Source organism: Mesorhizobium sp. P2_A8, assembly GCF_056404935.1.
This window is the reverse complement of record NZ_JBFUDB010000007.1, coordinates 185,299-202,542: the sequence shown is the minus strand read 5'-3', so window position 1 is coordinate 202,542 and position 17,244 is coordinate 185,299. Positions and strand designations below refer to the sequence as shown.

16 protein-coding genes are annotated in these 17,244 nt (G+C 61.8%); 8 read left to right on the top strand and 8 right to left on the bottom strand.

Annotation, left to right across the window (positions count from 1 at the left end; translation table 11 throughout):
* The first annotated feature begins 36 nt into the window (after positions 1-36).
* Together alaS and AC1D10_RS21515 are read left to right on the top strand one after the other, a co-directional pair.
* Positions 37-2,706 (top strand): alanine--tRNA ligase, encoded by a 2,670-nt coding sequence (gene alaS / locus AC1D10_RS21520; protein ID WP_477275361.1) that lies wholly within the window; start codon positions 37-39, stop codon positions 2,704-2,706.
* Positions 2,707-2,767: 61 nt separating this feature from the next.
* Positions 2,768-3,562 carry a PhzF family phenazine biosynthesis protein gene (locus tag AC1D10_RS21515; RefSeq protein ID WP_477275359.1) on the top strand — a complete coding sequence of 265 codons (795 nt, stop codon included), beginning with the start codon at positions 2,768-2,770 and terminating at the stop codon, positions 3,560-3,562.
* Between the two features lie 35 nt (positions 3,563-3,597).
* On the opposite strand, the gene AC1D10_RS21510 is transcribed toward AC1D10_RS21515, so the two are convergent.
* The 4 genes from AC1D10_RS21510 to AC1D10_RS21495 form a co-directional block, all read right to left on the bottom strand.
* A complete protein-coding gene (locus AC1D10_RS21510; protein WP_477275357.1) occupies positions 3,598-4,224 on the bottom strand; it encodes a glutathione S-transferase family protein in 627 nt (208 codons plus the stop codon).
* A 23-nt stretch (positions 4,225-4,247) separates the two neighbouring features.
* Positions 4,248-5,459: an NADP-dependent isocitrate dehydrogenase gene (locus tag AC1D10_RS21505; protein ID WP_379096998.1), complete on the bottom strand. Its 1,212-nt coding sequence runs from the start codon at positions 5,457-5,459 to the stop codon at positions 4,248-4,250.
* A gap of 218 nt (positions 5,460-5,677) precedes the next feature.
* Positions 5,678-6,655 carry a right-handed parallel beta-helix repeat-containing protein gene (locus AC1D10_RS21500; RefSeq protein ID WP_477275354.1) on the bottom strand — a complete coding sequence of 326 codons (978 nt, stop codon included), beginning with the start codon at positions 6,653-6,655 and terminating at the stop codon, positions 5,678-5,680.
* Between the two features lie 431 nt (positions 6,656-7,086).
* On the bottom strand, positions 7,087-8,064 hold the full coding sequence (locus AC1D10_RS21495; protein WP_477275352.1) for a right-handed parallel beta-helix repeat-containing protein: 978 nt from the start codon (positions 8,062-8,064) through the stop codon (positions 7,087-7,089).
* Between the two features lie 583 nt (positions 8,065-8,647).
* Between AC1D10_RS21495 and AC1D10_RS21490 the strand changes: the two genes are divergently transcribed.
* Positions 8,648-9,568 (top strand): RNA methyltransferase, encoded by a 921-nt coding sequence (locus AC1D10_RS21490; RefSeq protein WP_477275350.1) that lies wholly within the window; start codon positions 8,648-8,650, stop codon positions 9,566-9,568.
* The gene (gene murI, locus AC1D10_RS21485; protein WP_477275348.1) at positions 9,561-10,349 is read left to right on the top strand and encodes a glutamate racemase; all 789 of its coding nucleotides are present in this window, start codon (positions 9,561-9,563) and stop codon (positions 10,347-10,349) included. Before AC1D10_RS21490 ends, murI begins: the two co-directional genes overlap by 8 nt.
* Before the next feature lie 23 nt (positions 10,350-10,372).
* On the opposite strand, the gene AC1D10_RS21480 is transcribed toward murI, so the two are convergent.
* Entirely contained in the window at positions 10,373-11,755 is a 1,383-nt protein-coding gene (locus tag AC1D10_RS21480; protein ID WP_477275346.1) for an RNB domain-containing ribonuclease, read from the bottom strand.
* Positions 11,756-11,920: 165 nt separating this feature from the next.
* On the opposite strand from AC1D10_RS21480, the gene AC1D10_RS21475 reads away from it, so the two are divergent.
* A complete protein-coding gene (locus AC1D10_RS21475; RefSeq protein WP_477275344.1) occupies positions 11,921-12,109 on the top strand; it encodes a DUF3008 family protein in 189 nt (62 codons plus the stop codon).
* A gap of 117 nt (positions 12,110-12,226) precedes the next feature.
* Here AC1D10_RS21475 and AC1D10_RS21470 read toward each other — a convergent pair whose 3' ends face one another.
* A complete protein-coding gene (locus AC1D10_RS21470; protein WP_477275342.1) occupies positions 12,227-12,424 on the bottom strand; it encodes a hypothetical protein in 198 nt (65 codons plus the stop codon).
* A 382-nt stretch (positions 12,425-12,806) separates the two neighbouring features.
* Here AC1D10_RS21470 and rpsD point away from each other — a divergent pair, with 382 nt between their 5' ends.
* The 3 genes from rpsD to AC1D10_RS21455 all read left to right on the top strand — a co-directional run bounded on the left by rpsD (position 12,807) and on the right by AC1D10_RS21455 (position 15,358).
* Complete coding sequence (gene rpsD / locus AC1D10_RS21465) at positions 12,807-13,424, top strand: 30S ribosomal protein S4 (RefSeq protein WP_013895883.1); 618 nt, start codon at positions 12,807-12,809, stop codon at positions 13,422-13,424.
* 223 nt (positions 13,425-13,647) lie between these two features.
* Entirely contained in the window at positions 13,648-14,541 is an 894-nt protein-coding gene (gene ttcA / locus AC1D10_RS21460) for a tRNA 2-thiocytidine(32) synthetase TtcA (protein ID WP_477275340.1), read from the top strand.
* Complete coding sequence (locus AC1D10_RS21455; RefSeq protein ID WP_477275339.1) at positions 14,531-15,358, top strand: inositol monophosphatase family protein; 828 nt, start codon at positions 14,531-14,533, stop codon at positions 15,356-15,358. Before ttcA ends, AC1D10_RS21455 begins: the two co-directional genes overlap by 11 nt.
* Before the next feature lie 35 nt (positions 15,359-15,393).
* Here AC1D10_RS21455 and AC1D10_RS21450 read toward each other — a convergent pair whose 3' ends face one another.
* The gene (locus AC1D10_RS21450; protein WP_477275337.1) at positions 15,394-16,662 is read right to left on the bottom strand and encodes a multidrug effflux MFS transporter; all 1,269 of its coding nucleotides are present in this window, start codon (positions 16,660-16,662) and stop codon (positions 15,394-15,396) included.
* A gap of 130 nt (positions 16,663-16,792) precedes the next feature.
* Positions 16,793-17,128: a Grx4 family monothiol glutaredoxin gene (gene grxD / locus AC1D10_RS21445; RefSeq protein WP_379027203.1), complete on the bottom strand. Its 336-nt coding sequence runs from the start codon at positions 17,126-17,128 to the stop codon at positions 16,793-16,795.
* Positions 17,129-17,244 lie beyond the last annotated feature (116 nt).

Here is a 17,244-nt window from a genome sequence, read left to right as displayed (position 1 = left end):
CGGTTTGCCGGCGGCTCTCTCGAAAAGGCAGTATTCATGAGTGGCGTGAACGAGATCCGGTCGACTTTTCTCGACTACTTCCGCAAGGAGGGTCACGAGATCGTCGCGTCGAGCCCGCTGGTGCCGCGCAACGATCCGACGCTGATGTTCACCAACGCCGGCATGGTGCAGTTCAAGAACGTCTTCACCGGCCTCGAGAAGCGGCCCTATTCGCGCGCCTCGACCGCCCAGAAGAGCGTTCGCGCCGGCGGCAAGCACAACGACCTCGACAATGTCGGCTACACCGCGCGCCATCTGACCTTCTTCGAGATGCTCGGCAATTTCTCCTTTGGCGACTATTTCAAGGAGCGCGCCATCGAGCTTGCCTGGAACCTGATCACCAAGGAATTCGGGCTGAACAAGGACAAGCTGCTGGTCACCGTCTATCACACGGACGATGAGGCGGCCGGCTTCTGGAAGAAGATCGCCGGATTTTCCGACGACCGCATCATTCGCATCGCGACCTCCGACAATTTCTGGGCGATGGGCGACACCGGACCGTGCGGGCCGTGCTCGGAGATCTTCATCGACCGCGGCGAACACATCTGGGGCGGACCTCCCGGCACCCCCGAGGAGGATGGCGACCGCTTCCTCGAATTCTGGAACCTGGTGTTCATGCAGTATGAACAGGTGACGAAGGAGGAGCGCATCGACTTGCCGCGCCCGTCGATCGACACCGGCATGGGCCTGGAGCGCATGGCGTCCATCCTGCAAGGGGTGGAAAGCGTCTTCGAGACCGATCTGTTCCGTCATCTGATCGACGCGGCGTCGTCCGCTATCGGGCACGGTCCCGACAAGGAGACGGTCGCGTCGTTCCGCGTCATTGCCGATCATCTGCGTTCATCCTCCTTCCTGGTGGCCGATGGCGTGCTGCCGTCGAACGAAGGCCGTGGCTATGTCCTGCGCCGCATCATGCGCCGTGCCATGCGCCATGCGCAGTTGCTCGGTGCCCGCGACCCGCTGATGTGGCAGCTGGTGCCGGCGCTGGTGCGCGAGATGGGCCAGGCCTATCCGGAACTGGTGCGTGGCGAGCAGTTGATCACCGAGACCCTGAAGCTCGAGGAAACCCGTTTCCGCAAGACGCTGGTTCGTGGCCTCGGCCTGCTTGCGGAGGCGACGGAAACGCTGGGTGTCGGCGACATGCTGGATGGGGAGACGGCTTTCAAACTCTACGACACCTACGGCTTCCCGCTCGATCTGACGCAGGATGCATTGCGCCAGCGCAGCATCTCGGTCGATCTTGCCGGCTTCACCAATGCGATGGAGCGGCAGAAGACCGAGGCGCGGGCACATTGGGCAGGCTCCGGTGACGCGGCCACCGAAACTGTCTGGTTCCCGGTGCGCGAGAAGGCCGGAGCGACCGAATTCCTCGGCTACGAGACCGAGCAGGCGGAAGGCCTCATCCAGGCGCTGGTGCGGGACGGCAAGACCGTCGACAGCGCCGGCAAGGGCGACGCGGTTGCCGTGGTCGTCAACCAGACGCCTTTCTATGCCGAGTCCGGCGGCCAGATGGGCGACACGGGTATCATTTCAGGCGAGGGCTTCTCGATTGAGATTTCCGATACGCAGAAGAAGGCCGATGGGCTGTTCGTCCATATCGGCAAGGTGGCCAGCGGCACGGTCAAGACGGGTGCTGCCGTCGAACTGAAGGTCGATCATTCGCGCCGCTCCAGGCTGCGCGCGAACCATTCCGCGACGCATCTGATCCATGAGGCGCTGCGCGAGGTGCTGGGTAGCCATGTCGCACAGAAGGGTTCGCTGGTCGCACCCGAGCGCCTGCGCTTCGATATCTCGCACAACAAGCCCATTTCGCCGGAGGATCTCGAAGAGGTCGAGCGCATGGCGAACGAGATCGTCGTCCAGAACGGCCCGGTGACCACGCGCCTGATGTCGGTCGACGACGCCATCGCCGAGGGCGCCATGGCGCTGTTTGGCGAGAAATACGGCGATGAAGTGCGCGTCGTGTCGATGGGCACCGGCCTGCATGGTGCCAAGGCCAACCGGCCCTATTCGGTCGAGCTCTGCGGCGGCACGCATGTCAGGGCGACCGGCGATATCGGTCTGGTTCGTGTCGTGTCCGACAGTGCGGTCGCCGCCGGCGTGCGCCGCATCGAGGCGTTGACCGGCGAAGCCGCGCGCAAGCATCTCGACGAGCAGGACCGGCGCCTGAAATCGGTCGCTTCGACGCTGAAGATCTCGCCGGCCGACGTGCCGGCGCGCGTCGAAGCACTGCTCGACGAGCGCAAGAAGCTCGAGAAGGAACTGACCGAAGCGCGCAAGAAACTTGCGCTGGGCGGCGGTGCCGCGGCGGGTGCGCCGTCGGAAAACGAGACCGTGGCGGGTGTCGGCTTCCTCGGCAAGGCGGTCTCGGGTGTTTCGCCGAAGGATCTGAAGCCGCTGGCCGATGCCGGCAAGAGCTCGCTCGGTTCCGGTGTCGTCGTCTTTGTCGGCGCCGGGGAAGACAACAAGGCGAGCGTCGTGGTGGCCGTCACAGACGACCTCGTCGGCCGCTTCAGCGCCGTCGATCTGGTGCGCGTGGCCTCCGCCGCATTGGGCGGGCAGGGCGGCGGTGGCCGGCCCGACATGGCGCAAGCCGGTGGCCCCGACGCTTCGAAAGCCAATGATGCGATCGCCGCGGTAAGGGCTGCGATCAGCGAGGCGGCGTAACAAGCGCCAGTGAGATGAAGCTGGGGTAACAGCCGGCCCGGCGGACATCTTGGGGGATGATGTGCCCACACTGACCATGTATCAGGTCGACGCTTTTGCCGACCGCGCCTTTCAGGGCAACCCCGCTGCCGTCCTCATCCTGCAGGACTGGCTGGCGGACGATGTGATGCAGGCTGTCGCAAACGAGAACAATCTTGCCGAAACCGCCTTTGCGCGGCCGAATGGCAAAGGCTGGGATCTGCGCTGGTTCACACCGGTTCACGAAGTCGACTTCTGTGGTCACGCCACGCTGGCGACCGCCCATGTGCTGGCGTCGCAACACGATGTGGCTGAGGACATGGCCTTTGCCACGCGCGTGGGCGAGTTGCGGGTCTCGCAGCGGCAAGGCGCCTTTCAGCTCGATCTGCCATGTTTTCCGCCGCAGCCTGTCGATGGCGAAACCATGTCGGCGCTGCAGGAGATTTTATCCCCGCTTCCGGTCGCGGGCTTTCGCAATTTTGAAAACCTGTTCGTCGAGTTCGCCGAGGAGCAGTCCGTCCGGACCTTCGTACCCGATCTGCTCCGGATCGGAACCTTCCACCCGCTCGGCCTGGTCATTACCGCGCGCGGTCAAGCGCATGATTTCGTGTCCCGCTATTTCGTCCCGGGAGCAGGCATTCCCGAGGATCCGGTGACCGGCTCCATCCATGCGACGCTGGTGCCCTACTGGTCTGAAAAACTCGGGAAGACCCATCTGTCGGCGTTCCAGTGTTCACAGCGCGGCGGGCATCTGCTGTGTGATCTGGCCGGGGATCGCGTGCTGATCCAGGGCCGCGCCAGGACCTTCATGAAGGCGGAAATCTACCTTCCGGAATGAATGGCGGGCCGGAATAAACAGCAGGTGCAGGCTGATCAGGTCGCCGGGCCGCTCGCGGCAAAGCTTGGACGGGCCGCGATCCGGTCCCACCACGCCTTGATCTCGGGGAACCCGGCGAGCAGTTTTTGCCCCTCGGTGACCTTGATGAAATAGCTGATGATCGGTGCCGCATGCAGATCGGCCAGCGTCAACTGGTCGCCCAAAAACCATGGCCCCGGCGCTTTCAGCGAGGCGAGCGTCTGAAGCGCTTTGCGCGCCTGCGAAAGCCCGTTGGCGATCAGGGTCTCGTCGGGCGCGTCCTTCTCCAGCCGCTCGACGGCGACATCCCAGACCATCGACCTGTAGGCATAGGCGTCGAGCATGCCGATGATCTGGTTCATCCGCGCCTGGCCGCGCGGATCCTTCGGTTGTAGCGCCGGCCCCTCGAAGGCCTCGTCGACATATCTGGCAATCGCGCTGGTCTCGAAAAGCCGAAACCCGTCATGTTCGAAGGCCGGGATGCGGCCGAACGGATGATGCTCGAAATACCAGGCGGGGATGCCCTCGGCGGCAAAGACATCGACCGGCACAAGCTCGTAGTCGATGCCCTTTTCCGCAAGCACGAGGCGGACGATGCGCACATAGACGCTATAGTCCGCGCCGTAGACGACCGGTTTGCCCATGTGCCCTCCCGGGTCTTGGCTGGTCAGGCCATCGCCTTCTGCAGGTTCTCGTCGATCTTGTCGAGGAAACCGGTGGTCGAGAGCCAGGGCTGGTCGGGGCCGATCAGCAGCGACAGGTCCTTGGTCATGAAGCCGGATTCGACGGTCTGGATGCAGACCCTTTCCAGCGTCTCGGCAAAGCGCTTCAGCTCGGCATTGTCGTCGAGCTTGGCGCGGTGGGCGAGGCCGCGCGTCCAGGCAAAGATCGAGGCGATCGAATTGGTCGAGGTCTCCTCGCCCTTCTGGTGCTGGCGGTAGTGGCGGGTGACGGTGCCATGCGCGGCTTCGGCTTCCACCGTCTTGCCGTCCGGCGTCATCAGCACCGAGGTCATCAGGCCAAGCGAACCAAAACCTTGCGCAACGGTGTCGGACTGGACGTCGCCGTCATAGTTCTTGCAGGCCCAGACATAGCCGCCCGACCATTTCAGGCTGGAGGCCACCATGTCGTCGATCAGGCGATGCTCGTACCACAGCTTCTTCGACTTGAACTCGGCCTCGAACTCGGCCTCGTAGACTTCCTGGAAAATGTCCTTGAAGCGGCCGTCATAGGCCTTGAGGATGGTGTTCTTGGTCGAGAGATAGACCGGATAGTTGCGCAGCAGGCCGTAATTCAGCGAAGCGCGGGCGAACTCGCGGATCGAATCGTCGAGATTGTACATGGCCATGGCGACGCCGGCGCCCGGCGCATCGTAGACATCGTGCTCGATCACCTTGCCGTCCTCGCCGACGAACTTGATCGTCAGCTTGCCCTTGCCGGGAAAGCGGAAATCGGTGGCTCGGTACTGGTCGCCGAAGGCGTGACGGCCGACGATGATCGGCTTGGTCCAGCCGGGCACCAGACGCGGTACGTTCTTCATGATGATCGGCTCGCGGAAGATGGTGCCGCCGAGGATGTTGCGGATGGTGCCGTTCGGCGACTTCCACATCTTCTTCAGCTTGAATTCCTCGACGCGCTGCTCGTCGGGCGTGATCGTCGCGCATTTCACGCCGACGCCGTATTTCTTGATGGCGTTGGCCGAATCGATGGTCACCTGGTCGTTGGTGGCGTCACGGTGCTCGATGCCGAGGTCGTAATATTCAAGTTTGAGGTCGAGATAAGGGTGGATCAGCTTGTCCTTGATGAACTGCCAGATGATCCGGGTCATCTCGTCGCCGTCGAGTTCGACGACCGGGTTTGCCACCTTGATCTTCGCCATGGAAAGAATGCCTCGTTCAACAGTTGGGTGATGGCGGGGCCGGCCCCGCCAGGGTAGGGACTTCGCCTATAGCAAAGCGATCCGAGCGGTGCAAACCAACGGCGGCGGAAGACGCAGGCTTCTGCTGTAGAGATCGGTAACAAAAAGGCGATGCCGCACTGCCCTTGAGGGACAGGCGGCATCGCCTTTGTTTCTGCGGCCGCGCAGGCGGCAGGTGGTTATTGCAATGGCGTACCGCCAGGGCCCGGGAAGGCCGTGATCGGCGTGCCGTCGGCTACGTTGCCGGAGATCATGTTGTTCTTGAACGACTGGACGGCGCCGCTTCCGGTATTGCTGACCCCGGTGACATTGCCGAACACCGTCGATCCGCCGAGAAAGGCGATGGCGCTTCCGTTGCCGCTGGCCGCGGCAGCGTTCGCGTTGACGCCGCTGCCGGCATTGGCGCTGATCGTGTTGCCGACAATCGTCGCGCGCACCGGCGATGCCGCGGCGATGGATTTGATCGCCACACCGTTGCCGGTGTTGCCGCTGACCAGGCTGTTGGTCAGTGTCAGGTTCATGGCAACGGTGTTGCCAGTGCCGTCGACAAGAACGCCGCTGCCGTTGTTGGTAATTTCCACCTTCGAAAGGATGGCATTGATGCCAATGGCCCCAGTCGTTTTGACGAGGACACCTTCAGCGCCTGTTTCGGCTATTCGCGTGTTGCTTATGTAGAGTTCGCTGTTGCCGTTGGGGAGAAATTCGACGCCGTTGCCGGTAAACCGCTCGATGTTGCAGTCCTCGATATGCAGCTGACCTTGGCCGACCATACGCACGCCGTCGAGGCCGGTGCCCACACCGAATATGTCGAGGCCGCGAAGATGAACCGCGGCGCCGACAGGCGTGTTCACGATGATGGCGTTCGTACCACTGACAAGCACGCCCGCTTCAGTGTTCCTGCAGTCGATGGTGATGGATTTGGTGATGGTGACCCCGCCAAAACCGCCAGGGTCGATACAGTTGATTTCACCACTTACCGCCGTCTTCGAGATGGCACCTGCAAACGTCTTGCAAGGTGCCGTGCGGCTGCACGGATTGGCGTCGTCACCAACGCCGGAAACCCACGTGCGTGTCGCTTGCGCGGAAGCTGGCGCGGTCAGGAAGACTGACGCCAGTGCCAACACAGCGAGTGAAAGGAAAAACCGTACAACTTTCAATTGCCCCTCCTAGATTTTGGCCAACGCCCTCGTCGGCCATGGAAACCCGTGTCGAAATGCTTGGGGCATAAATAAATGACGGGAGCGTGCAAGACACACTCCATCTTCCAAATACCAACCGTCGATACAGATTGAAAACCCAAGCGGCTGGGAGCCTACCTTTTTCTAATTTGATTCTCCAGTCACGCGGTGCGTCATCGTAAATAAATATGCATTCGGATCGTAGATGATTTCTACAAATGGAAAACATCGTCAATGCCAACAGCGGCCGGTCCATTTGTCGGCTGGCGCATGGTCGGGCGATGCAAACCGGTGGCAGAGAAAGACGCAGGCTTCTGCTGGCAGTCGAGTACAAAAAGGCGATGCCGCACTGCCCTTGAGGGACAGGCGGCATCGCCTTTGTTTCCTACTGCGGCGCAGGCGGCAGGCGCTTATTGCAATGGCGTACCGCCAGGGCCCGGGAAGGCGGTGAGCGGTGTACCGTCGGTGAGGTTGCCGGCGATCATGTTGTTCTTGTACGACTGGACGGCGCCGCTCCCGCTATTGCTGACCCCGGTGACATTGCCGAATATCGTCGATCCGCCGAGAAAGGCGATTGCGCTTCCGTTGCCGCTGGCAGCGGCACCGTTCGCGTTGACGCCGGTGCCGGCATTGGCGCTGATCGTGTTGCCGGTAATCGTCGCGCGCACCGGCGATGCCGCGGCGATGGATTTGATCACCACCCCGTTGCCGGTGTTGCCGCTGATCAGGCTGTTGGTCAGTGTCAGGTTCATGGCAACGGTGTTGCCTGTGCCGTCGACAAGAATGCCGCTGCCGCTGTTGGTAATTTCCACCCTCGAAAGGATGGCATTAATTCCGACGGCCCCAGTCGTCTTGATGAGGACACCGTCAGCGCCTGCCTCGGCTATCCGGGTGTTGCTTATGTAGAGTTCGCTGTTCCCGTTGGCGAGAAATTCGACGCCGTTGCTGGTTATCCGCTCTATGTTGCTGTCCTCGATATGCAGCTGACCCTGACCCACCATACGGACGCCGTCGATCCCGTTGCCCGCACCGTTTATACTGATGCCGCGAAGATGCACTATGGAGCCGACGGGCGTGTTGACGATGACGCCGTTCGTGAGTGACGAAAGCACGCTACCTTCTGTGTGTCTGCAGTCGATGGTGATGGATTTGGTGATGGTGACCGCGCCAAAGCCGCCCGGGTCGAGACAGTTGATCTCGCCGGCCGTCGCCGTCTTCGAGATAGCACCGGCAAACGTCTTGCAAGGCGCGGTTCGGCTGCACGGATTGGCGTCGTTGCCAACGCCGGAAACCCACGTCCGCGTCGCTTGCGCGGAAGCTGGTGCAATCAGGAAGGCTGACGCGAGAAGCAACACAGCGAGTGAAAGGAAAAACCGTACGACGTTCATTTACCCCTCCTAGGTTTGGCTGACGCTTCGTCGGCCATTGAATCAGTGTTGGATGCTTGGGGCATAGATAAATGACAGGAGCGCGCAAAACGCACTCCATCGTTCCAAATACTATTCGTCGATAAAAATTGAACCCAAGCGGTTTCGATATTACCGCTTTCTAAATTGGTTTCCCAGTCACGCGATGCGTCATCGTAAATAAACGTTCATTCGGATCGTAGATGATTTCTACAAATGGAAAATATCATCAATAGCAACAGCGAGCACGGGCCGATCCATTTGTCAGCGGTTTGGGGTCGCAATGGTTGAGCCATTTGCCGCAACAAGACCAGATGTCTTGTCGCCAACTGCACGAGTGCGATGCCGCATCCCACCAATCTCTTGAGGGACGGAGCGCGCGGCTCAACTGCTTGGACAAGTCTGGTATTTGCGCGAGCCCCCCGGTGACGCGCATCTGGATTTTTCGCGCAAACCTGGGGGAGCGGCAGAAGAGTATTTGTCTGTCAGGCGGCCGATAACTCTTCAAAAAGCCGTATCGATATGGCAGGACGCGAAGACTTCGTAACGCAATCACCTGGAACACATGGCAGGAACGGACTTTCAGCGCGACCTCATGACCGCTGGCCCGGCGATCATCCTCGTCGAGCCGCAGCTCGGTGAGAACATCGGCATGGTCGCTCGTGCCATGGCCAATTTCGGCCTGTCGGAGCTGCGCCTGGTCAATCCACGCGACGGTTGGCCGAGCGAAAAGGCGCGCGCCGCCGCCAGCCGCGCCGACCACGTCATCGACGCCGTGACAGTGTTCGACGATCTGGCCTCGGCGCTCGCCGACCTGAACTTCGTTTTCGCAACCACCGCCAGGCAGCGCGACGGCTTCAAATCCGTGCGCGGCCCGGTGGAAGCGGGCAGGGTGCTCCGGACCCGTCACGCAATGGGGCAGCGCACCGGCATCCTGTTCGGACGCGAGCGCTTCGGCCTCTACAATGACGAGGTCGGCCTTGCCGACGAGATCGTCACCTTCCCGGTCGATCCCGATTTCTCTTCGCTCAACATCGCCCAGGCGGCCTTGCTGATGTCCTACGAATGGATGAAGTCCGGCCTGGAAGACAAGACCAAAACCAATTTTTCCGGCCCAGACATGAAGCCGGCAAGCAAGGAAGAACTTCACGGCCTGTTCGCCTATCTCGAAGGCGCATTGGAAGCGCGCGGTTATTTCCGTCCCGCACCGAAGAAGCCGAAAATGGTCGACAATCTGCGCGCCGTGCTGACGCGTGCCGGCTTTGCCGAACCGGAGCTGAAGGTGCTGCGCGGCATAATCTCGTCGCTGGACAGATTTTCACCGGCGATGCCGCGTGGCGAGGGGTCTCCGGGCGACGATCCAAGACGATTGCCCGCGGCCGTGGCGCGCGCCCGCAAGGCGGAAGGCGATCGCCTTGCCGGCAAGGCCACCGGCAAAGACGACGACATGCCGCCGCTCGGCGGAAAAGGAACCGATAATGACTGAGCGGCCGATCCTGATGTTCGATTCCGGCATCGGCGGGCTCACCGTGCTGCGCGAGGCGCGTGTGCTGATGCCTGACCGCCGCTTTGTCTACGTCGCCGACGATGCCGCCTTCCCCTATGGCGCCTGGGAGGAGCCGGCGCTCAACGCCCACATCCTCGGCCTGTTCGGCGCGCTGCTGGAAAAATTCCAGCCCGAGATTTCGGTCATTCCCTGCAACACGGCCTCGACGCTGGTGATCGACGCGTTGCGCGAGAAATTCCCCGGTCATCCCTTTGTCGGAACGGTGCCCGCGATCAAGCCGGCGGCGGAGCGTACGCGCTCCGGACTCGTCTCGGTGCTGGCGACGCCGGGCACAGTCAAGCGTCAATACACGCGCGACCTGATCAGCAAATGGGCGCAGAAATGCCATGTGCGGCTGGTCGGCTCGGACCGGTTGGCGCCGCTGGCGGAAATCTACATGCGCGAGGGGTTCGTCGACGAGGAGATCGTCCGCGCCGAGATCGCGCCATGCTTCGTCGAGAAGGACGGCGCCCGCACCGACATCGTCGTGCTCGGCTGCACGCACTATCCGTTCCTGGCCAACCGCATGCGCAAGACCGCGCCCTGGCCGGTCGACTGGATCGATCCGGCCGAAGCGATCGCCCGCCGCGCCATGTCGCTGCTGGCGCCCGTCAATGGACCACTGCCGGTGGGTGAGCCTGACATTGCGGTCTTCACCTCCGGCAAGGTGGATTTCGCCACCAGCCGGCTGATGCAGGGGTTCGGGCTGGTCGTGAGCTAGATGGCGGCGGAAACGTCTGCCATTCAAACAGGTTCGAAGACGATGCTGCGTTGATCTGGATCGGCCAAGACCAGCCTTAGCGTCAGATCGTCGCCCTGTCTAAGCCCGGAGGCCTTTACGTTGACAACGACAGGCATGTCGGCAAGCTGAACGCGCACGCCATGGTCGACGACGTCGGTGACAGCAGCTTTGAACGTCTCGCCCTCGCGTCCCTTCAGCATTATCGCCTCGGCAAGGTCGATAGCTGCGTGGTTGATCTGCGAAGCGTGGCTATCCGCACGCCCCATCACCTGCGGCAATCTGGCGAACGCGTCGGTGACAGCCTGGGACACCGGCTGGCCATTGGCGATGGCCAGTGCGCAGCGCACGACGTAGCGATCGGCCAGTCGCCTGAGTGGCGCCGTTGCATGGGCATAGGTCGCTGCCATCGCCTCATGCCAAGGGACAACACCTTCTTTATAGGGTTGGTAGGATGCGCCGGCGCTCGCATGGCGGATTTCCAGCATCAGCGCCGCCTGTTGCGGATCGGTCGGGTCAAGGGTCCGCTGATAGTCGCGCAAGCTGGTGGAGGCCGGCCAAGACAGCCCGAGAGCCTGTGCCGCGCTGCGCAGTCTTTGCACCCTGAAGGCATCTGGCTCCGACATCACCCGAAACAACCCGGTATGGTGCGCAAACATGGCGTCGGCAATCGCCATGTTTGCAGCCAGCGAAAGCGCGGCGTTGTCTTGCTCGGATTGCAGCAGCGGTCTGAACGAAAGCCGAAATGTACCATCGGCGAGCCTTTCAACCTCCTGCTCGGGTGGATCGACGCGCGAAGCACCACGACGCTTTTCGTTCATTGCCATGCGTCGCGCCATTTCGGCGAAGCCGGCCGGAACGTCGGAGGCCTTCACACTGTCATAGGCGAGCTTCGCGCGGCTTTGAATGATTGCCCGCTCCGCGCCGTCCAACTTCGTCGCGCCGTCCTGCGCAACCCGAACCGTGAAGACAACCGCTGGCCGCGATCCATCCGGCAACAGGCTCGCTGCACCCTCGGCAATTACCGGCGGGTAGAGCCCGGCCTTGCCGTCCGGCAAGTAAAGCGTCTCGCCCCGCGTCCAGGCTTCGAGATCGATCGCGTCACCGTCCTCGACGAACCAGGCTACGTCGGCAATGGCGTAATGCAGCAGAAGATCGCCGCCGCTCACTTCGATTGAGAACGCCTGATCAAGATCGGTGGAACTCGCCGGATCGAGCGTGACGAAGGGCATCGCTGTTCGATCGGCATGCTGGTTGGGCACACGTTTGGCCGCCGCCTCCGCGGCGGCCATTACGACTACCGGAAATCCATCTGGCACGTGGAATTCGGTGCGGATTTTCGCCAGGCCAGTGGAGAGAGCTTGTGAGGGATCGGTCAGAGATTTCATTCAGCCGTCCTACACTGGGGTTCCAGACACGGGAAGGCTGCCAACGAAAATCACCAAGCCTGACCACGTGGCGAACTGGCACCAAGCGGGCCGGGAACCGAGCCACCGGGGCTGGAACCGTCACCGAAGCGCGGCGTTTCTTCTGAGAGCAAGGGAGAAACAGCCATGCCAGCCACCTCGAAAGCCCAGCAGAAAGCCGCCGGCGCCGCTCTGTCGGCCAAGCGCGGCGAGACGAAAAAGAGCGAGCTCAAAGGCGCTTCGAAGGAAATGTATGAATCGATGAGCGAAAAACAGCTCGAGGAATTCGCCGAGACGAAGCGCAAGGGACTGCCGGAGAGGAAATCGGACAGCTGACCCTGGCAGCGTCATCTGGAGAAGGGCGTCAAAAAATGAAAGCCCGCGGTTGAACCGCGGGCTATCGTCATTGTGACGGATGGGCTGTTTTCCCCGATCAACCGATCCAGTCTGATGTCACCAGCGGTGGCAGCGCCGGACCCTGTGGACGATCACCCTGCGGTGACCATGCCGCCACACCACTCTCTTCTTCACGATGATGCGGCAAACCTGTTTGTGTCCGTGCCAATGACGCGCCATCGCCGGTTCCGGCGCCACCGCCATCGAACCCGCAAGCACCGCAGCACCAGCCAGGGTAAGGAAGAATTTCTTCATAAGTCTTGCGCTCCTCGAGCTCCAGTCCGTTCCTGATGCCGTTGGCGCAACAACCTCCCGCCACATCCGGCACTGCATCTACGCGGGAAAACGGGTATCTCGTCGCCGAGCCCTATGCCAGTCACAAGCTTGACACCGGTTAAATCTCGGTTTAACCAGCCGTCACAACCACCGGGCAGCGATGTCCGGTTTTTGTTTTGTATGCGCAAGATCAGGATGCCTAATCGTTTCTGATCTTGTTTGAAATGACGTGTCCCGTGGGTTTTCCGCCGCGTTGCGTGGGAAAACCCTGTCAGGTCTCGAAAACGGAGGCCAGAGGAGGGCGCGTTTCCTTTACCCGGACCATGAGGTTCCGGGTGTGTTGTTTTGAAAAGGGAATGCGATGAGCAAGCGCGAATCCGCGAAGTACAAGATCGACCGCCGTCTTGGCGAAAATATCTGGGGCCGCCCGAAGTCCCCGGTCAACAAGCGTGAATACGGCCCCGGCCAGCACGGCCAGCGCCGCAAGGGCAAGCTTTCCGATTTCGGCCTGCAGCTGCGCGCCAAGCAGAAGCTGAAGGGTCACTATGGCGACGTTTCGGAAAAGCAGTTCCGCAAGGTCTATGAAGAGGCCGATCGCCGCAAGGGCGACACCTCCGAGAACCTGATCGGCCTGCTCGAGTCGCGTCTCGACGCGGTCGTCTACCGCGCCAAGTTCGTGCCGACGATTTTCGCCGCCCGTCAGTTCGTCAACCACGGCCACGTCAACGTCAACGGCAAGCGCGTCAACATCGGCTCGTACCGCTGCAAGCCGGGCGACGTCGTCGAAGTCCGCGAAAAGTCGAAGCAGCTGGTCATCGTCCTGGAATCGGTGGGCTTGGCCGAACGCGACGTGCCGGACTACATCGAAGCCGATCACAACAAGATGGTCGCGACCTTCTCGCGCATCCCCGGCCTGGCTGACGTTCCGTTCGCCGTGCAGATGGAACCGAACCTGGTCGTCGAATTCTATTCGCGCTAAGCGGCGAATTCCATTCGCGCTGAGCGAACGCATTTGCGATACCCTCCAAAGGCCGCCCGTCGAGGCGGCCTTTTCTTTGTCGGCCATGTCCGCTAATCCGAGCGCTCCGAGCAATTCCAGGAAAAGCGGGAATCGGTTTTCCGTCCGGAATTGCTCCGAACAAAGTGATAGAGCGGTCGGCGTTTCCTTGAAACGATGACCGGTCCACCGAAAGCGACATGCCATGAACATGCTGCCAGACATCGAAACGCTTGAACCGATTGCCGACAGCGACGGCGGCTTTCATCCGCTGTTTGCCGACGTGCCGTCCTCGGTCGAGTTCAACAAATTGCGCAAGCGGCTGCTGCGTCTCACCCGCCAGGCGATCGAGGATTTCTCGATGGTGAAGCCCGGCCAGCGCTGGCTGGTTGCGCTGTCTGGCGGCAAGGACTCCTACGGGCTGCTCGCCGTGCTGTTGGACCTCAAATGGCGCGGGCTGTTGCCCGTCGATTTGCTTGCCTGCAACCTGGACCAGGGCCAGCCGAATTTCCCCAAACACATCCTGCCCGACTATCTCGACAGCCACGCCATTCCGCACCGGATCGAGTATCAGGACACCTATTCCGTCGTCACCGACAAGCTGCCCGAGGGCAGCACCTATTGCGCGCTCTGCTCGCGGCTCAGGCGTGGCCATCTCTATCGCATCGCGCGCGAAGAGGGCTGCTCGGCGCTGGTGCTCGGCCATCATCGCGAGGACATTCTGGAGACCTTCTTCATGAACCTGTTCCATGGCGGCCGTCTTGCCGCCATGCCGCCGAAACTGCTCAACGACGAGGGCGACGTCATGGTGCTGCGGCCGCTGAGCTACTGCGCCGAAACCGACCTTGAGAAATTTGCCGCGGCGATGCGGTTTCCGATCATTCCCTGCGATCTCTGCGGCAGTCAGGAAGGCCTGCAGCGCAACGCCATGAAGGCGATGCTCGAGGATATCGAAAAGCGCATGCCCGGCCGCAAGGAAACCATGCTGCGTGCGCTGTCCAACGGCAGGCCATCGCACCTGCTCGACAGAAAACTGTTCGACTTCGCCGCGCTCAACGACACCCTCACCACCAGGCAAGATGTTCCCGATGAAATTTGACGACACCGCGATCGACTGGCTGGCCGGCCTTCTGGCCGAGGCAGCCCAGGCCGAGATCATGCCGCGCTTTCGCCGTCTGGGCGACGGCGACATCCGGCAGAAGACCTCGGCCGCCGACCTGGTGACCGAAGCCGACGTCAATGCCGAGCGGCTGATCACCGCAAGGCTGCGCGCGCGTTATCCCTCGGCGATGGTGGTCGGCGAGGAAGCCTGTTCAGACGATCCGGCGCTGCTCAATGGCCTGGGCGATGCCGATCTGGCTTTCGTCATCGACCCGGTGGACGGCACTTTCAACTTCGCATCCGGCGTGCCGCTGTTCGGCGTCATGCTGGCAGTGGTGGTCAAGGGCGAGACCGTTGCCGGCATCATCCACGATCCGGTCGGCAAGGACTGGTTGATCGGCGCCAAGGGCGCCGGCAGCCATATCAGGCATGCGCATGGCAGCCTGGAGAAGGTGCGCGTCGCGGCGCCTGCGCTGATCGCGGACATGACCGGCTCCGTCTCCTGGCAATACATGCCCGAACCGGAGCGGTCGCGGCTGGCGCGCAATCAGACGAAGATCCTGTCGCAATTCGCCTATCGCTGCGCGGCCCACGAATACCGCCTGCTGGCCAGCGGCCACGCCCATTTCGTCGTCTACAACAAGCTGATGCCGTGGGATCATCTGGCCGGTGTGCTGATCCATGCCGAGGCCGGTGGCCACGCCGCGCGCTTCGACGGCAGCGCCTATCTGCCGTCGCACCTGGATGGTGGCTTGCTTGTCGCGCCCGACCGGGAAAGCTGGCACGAGTTGCGCCGCGAACTCTGGGCAGAATAGCACCTGTTCCTGCGGCCGGTGTTGAACCGGCGGGTTTAATGCAAGTCGGCCATATGCCCTGAGACCGGCGGGTTGTGGGGCTGGAACATCTTGCCGCGCTCGGCGATGAAAATCATCAGCAGCGCTGCGACCGAGACGCTGCAGAAGCCGGCGGCCAATGGCGTCACCGTGCCGTTGAAGGCCTGACCGATCAGCGTGCCGAGAATGCCGCCGAGAAAGGTCTGCATGAAACCCAGGATGGACGATGCCGTGCCGGCCAGTTGGCCGAGCGGCTCCATGGCCAACGCGTTGAAATTGGCGCCGAGCGCACCGAAAGGCAGCATAGCGCATGCAAAGAAGGTGATGAAAAGCCAGAGTGGCATCTTCATTTCCAGCGAAACGACCAGCCAGGCCAGGCTGATGACCAGAAACAACAGCAGCGCGCTCTGCGACAGGCGGCGCATGCCGATACGGCCGACAAGACGCGAGTTCAGATAGTTGGAGAAAGCAAGCACGCCCGCAACCCCGGCGAAGATAACCGGGAACATCTCGCCGACGTTGAATATGTCGACATAGATCTGCTGCGCCGAGGCGATGAAGCCGAACATGGCCCCGAAAATGAAGGTGCTGGCAAAGGCATAGCAGATCGCAACGCGGTTGGTGAGCACGATGCGGAAACCGCCGACGATGGAGTTGACGGTCAGCGGCCGGCGGTATTCGGGATGCAGCGTTTCAGGCAGGCGCAGCAACGACCAGGCCGACACGATCAGCGCACCGGCCGCCATGGTGACGAAGATCCAATGCCAGGTTGCAAACAGCATGATGAACTGGCCGATCCCCGGCGCGATGACCGGGATGGCCATGAACACCATGAAGATCAGCGACATCACCTCGGCCATGCGCCGGCCGTCGAACGTGTCGCGCACGATCGAGACGGCGATGACGCGGGTCGCGGCCGCGCCTATGCCCTGTACGGCCCGGCACAACAGAAGCGTCGCAAAGCTTGGCGCAACAGCCGCCGCTGCAGCCGCGGCGACATAGATCACCAGCCCGGCCACCAATGGCGCGCGGCGTCCGAAACGATCCGAGATCGGACCGAAGAAAAGCTGGCCGCCGCCGAAGCCCAGAATATAGGCTGTTATGACATATTGCCGATGGTTTTCATTCTCGACGCCGAGCGAGGCGCCGATCTGCTGCAGGGCTGGCAGCATGATGTCGATGGCCAGCGAGTTCAGCGCCATCAGCGCGGCGCACAAGGCGATGAACTCCCAGCGCGGAATGGGCAGTTTGCTTGCCGATTGCGGCGCGGCTGTTGGCTGGTCCACGGCAAGTCCGATCTCTCAAACGAAAACGCGCCGGCGGGCCGGCGCATTGGCTCGTCTTGGTCCCGATATCAGGGACATAAAATTGCCGAGGTGGGGCTGCCCTGGCGCTTAACGTATGCGCAAACAGAAATCAGGCGGCGCCTTTGACGCTGACGCCCTTCTCGACGAGGAACGTCTGCAACTCGCCTGCCTGGAACATCTCGCGGACGATATCGCAGCCGCCGACGAATTCACCCTTGACGTAGAGCTGCGGGATCGTCGGCCAGTTGGAATATTCCTTGATGCCCTGGCGCAGCTCGGCCGAGGTCAGCACGTCCACGCCTTTGTAGTCGGCGCCGATATAGTCGAGGATCTGCACGACCTGGCCGGAAAATCCGCACTGCGGAAAACCGGGCGTGCCCTTCATGAAAAGGACGACGTCGTTGCCCTTCACTTCGTTGTCGATGTAGTCGTTGATACCGCTCATGGACGATCCTTTCACGCCTGTGGGAGTCAGGCTGGAAACATAGCCATCAAATAAACCCATAGGTTGCCCGAAACAAGATGTTTGCGCCGCCGCCGCTGAAATGGCGCAAAGGATCG

What these genes read in the sequence shown, in the direction of transcription:
- AC1D10_RS21505 (WP_379096998.1), bottom strand. Translation starts at nt 5,459, where the DNA reads ATGGCGAAGATCAAGGTGGCAAACCCGGTCGTCGAACTCGACGGCGAC.
- AC1D10_RS21495 (WP_477275352.1), bottom strand. Translation starts at nt 8,064, where the DNA reads ATGAACGTCGTACGGTTTTTCCTTTCACTCGCTGTGTTGCTTCTCGCG.
- grxD (WP_379027203.1), bottom strand. Translation starts at nt 17,128, where the DNA reads ATGAGCGGTATCAACGACTACATCGACAACGAAGTGAAGGGCAACGAC.
- murI (WP_477275348.1), top strand. Translation starts at nt 9,561, where the DNA reads ATGACTGAGCGGCCGATCCTGATGTTCGATTCCGGCATCGGCGGGCTC.
- AC1D10_RS21470 (WP_477275342.1), bottom strand. Translation starts at nt 12,424, where the DNA reads ATGAAGAAATTCTTCCTTACCCTGGCTGGTGCTGCGGTGCTTGCGGGT.
- AC1D10_RS21475 (WP_477275344.1), top strand. Translation starts at nt 11,921, where the DNA reads ATGCCAGCCACCTCGAAAGCCCAGCAGAAAGCCGCCGGCGCCGCTCTG.
- AC1D10_RS21490 (WP_477275350.1), top strand. Translation starts at nt 8,648, where the DNA reads ATGGCAGGAACGGACTTTCAGCGCGACCTCATGACCGCTGGCCCGGCG.
- AC1D10_RS21455 (WP_477275339.1), top strand. Translation starts at nt 14,531, where the DNA reads ATGAAATTTGACGACACCGCGATCGACTGGCTGGCCGGCCTTCTGGCC.
- ttcA (WP_477275340.1), top strand. Translation starts at nt 13,648, where the DNA reads ATGAACATGCTGCCAGACATCGAAACGCTTGAACCGATTGCCGACAGC.
- AC1D10_RS21510 (WP_477275357.1), bottom strand. Translation starts at nt 4,224, where the DNA reads ATGGGCAAACCGGTCGTCTACGGCGCGGACTATAGCGTCTATGTGCGC.
- rpsD (WP_013895883.1), top strand. Translation starts at nt 12,807, where the DNA reads ATGAGCAAGCGCGAATCCGCGAAGTACAAGATCGACCGCCGTCTTGGC.
- AC1D10_RS21480 (WP_477275346.1), bottom strand. Translation starts at nt 11,755, where the DNA reads ATGAAATCTCTGACCGATCCCTCACAAGCTCTCTCCACTGGCCTGGCG.
- alaS (WP_477275361.1), top strand. Translation starts at nt 37, where the DNA reads ATGAGTGGCGTGAACGAGATCCGGTCGACTTTTCTCGACTACTTCCGC.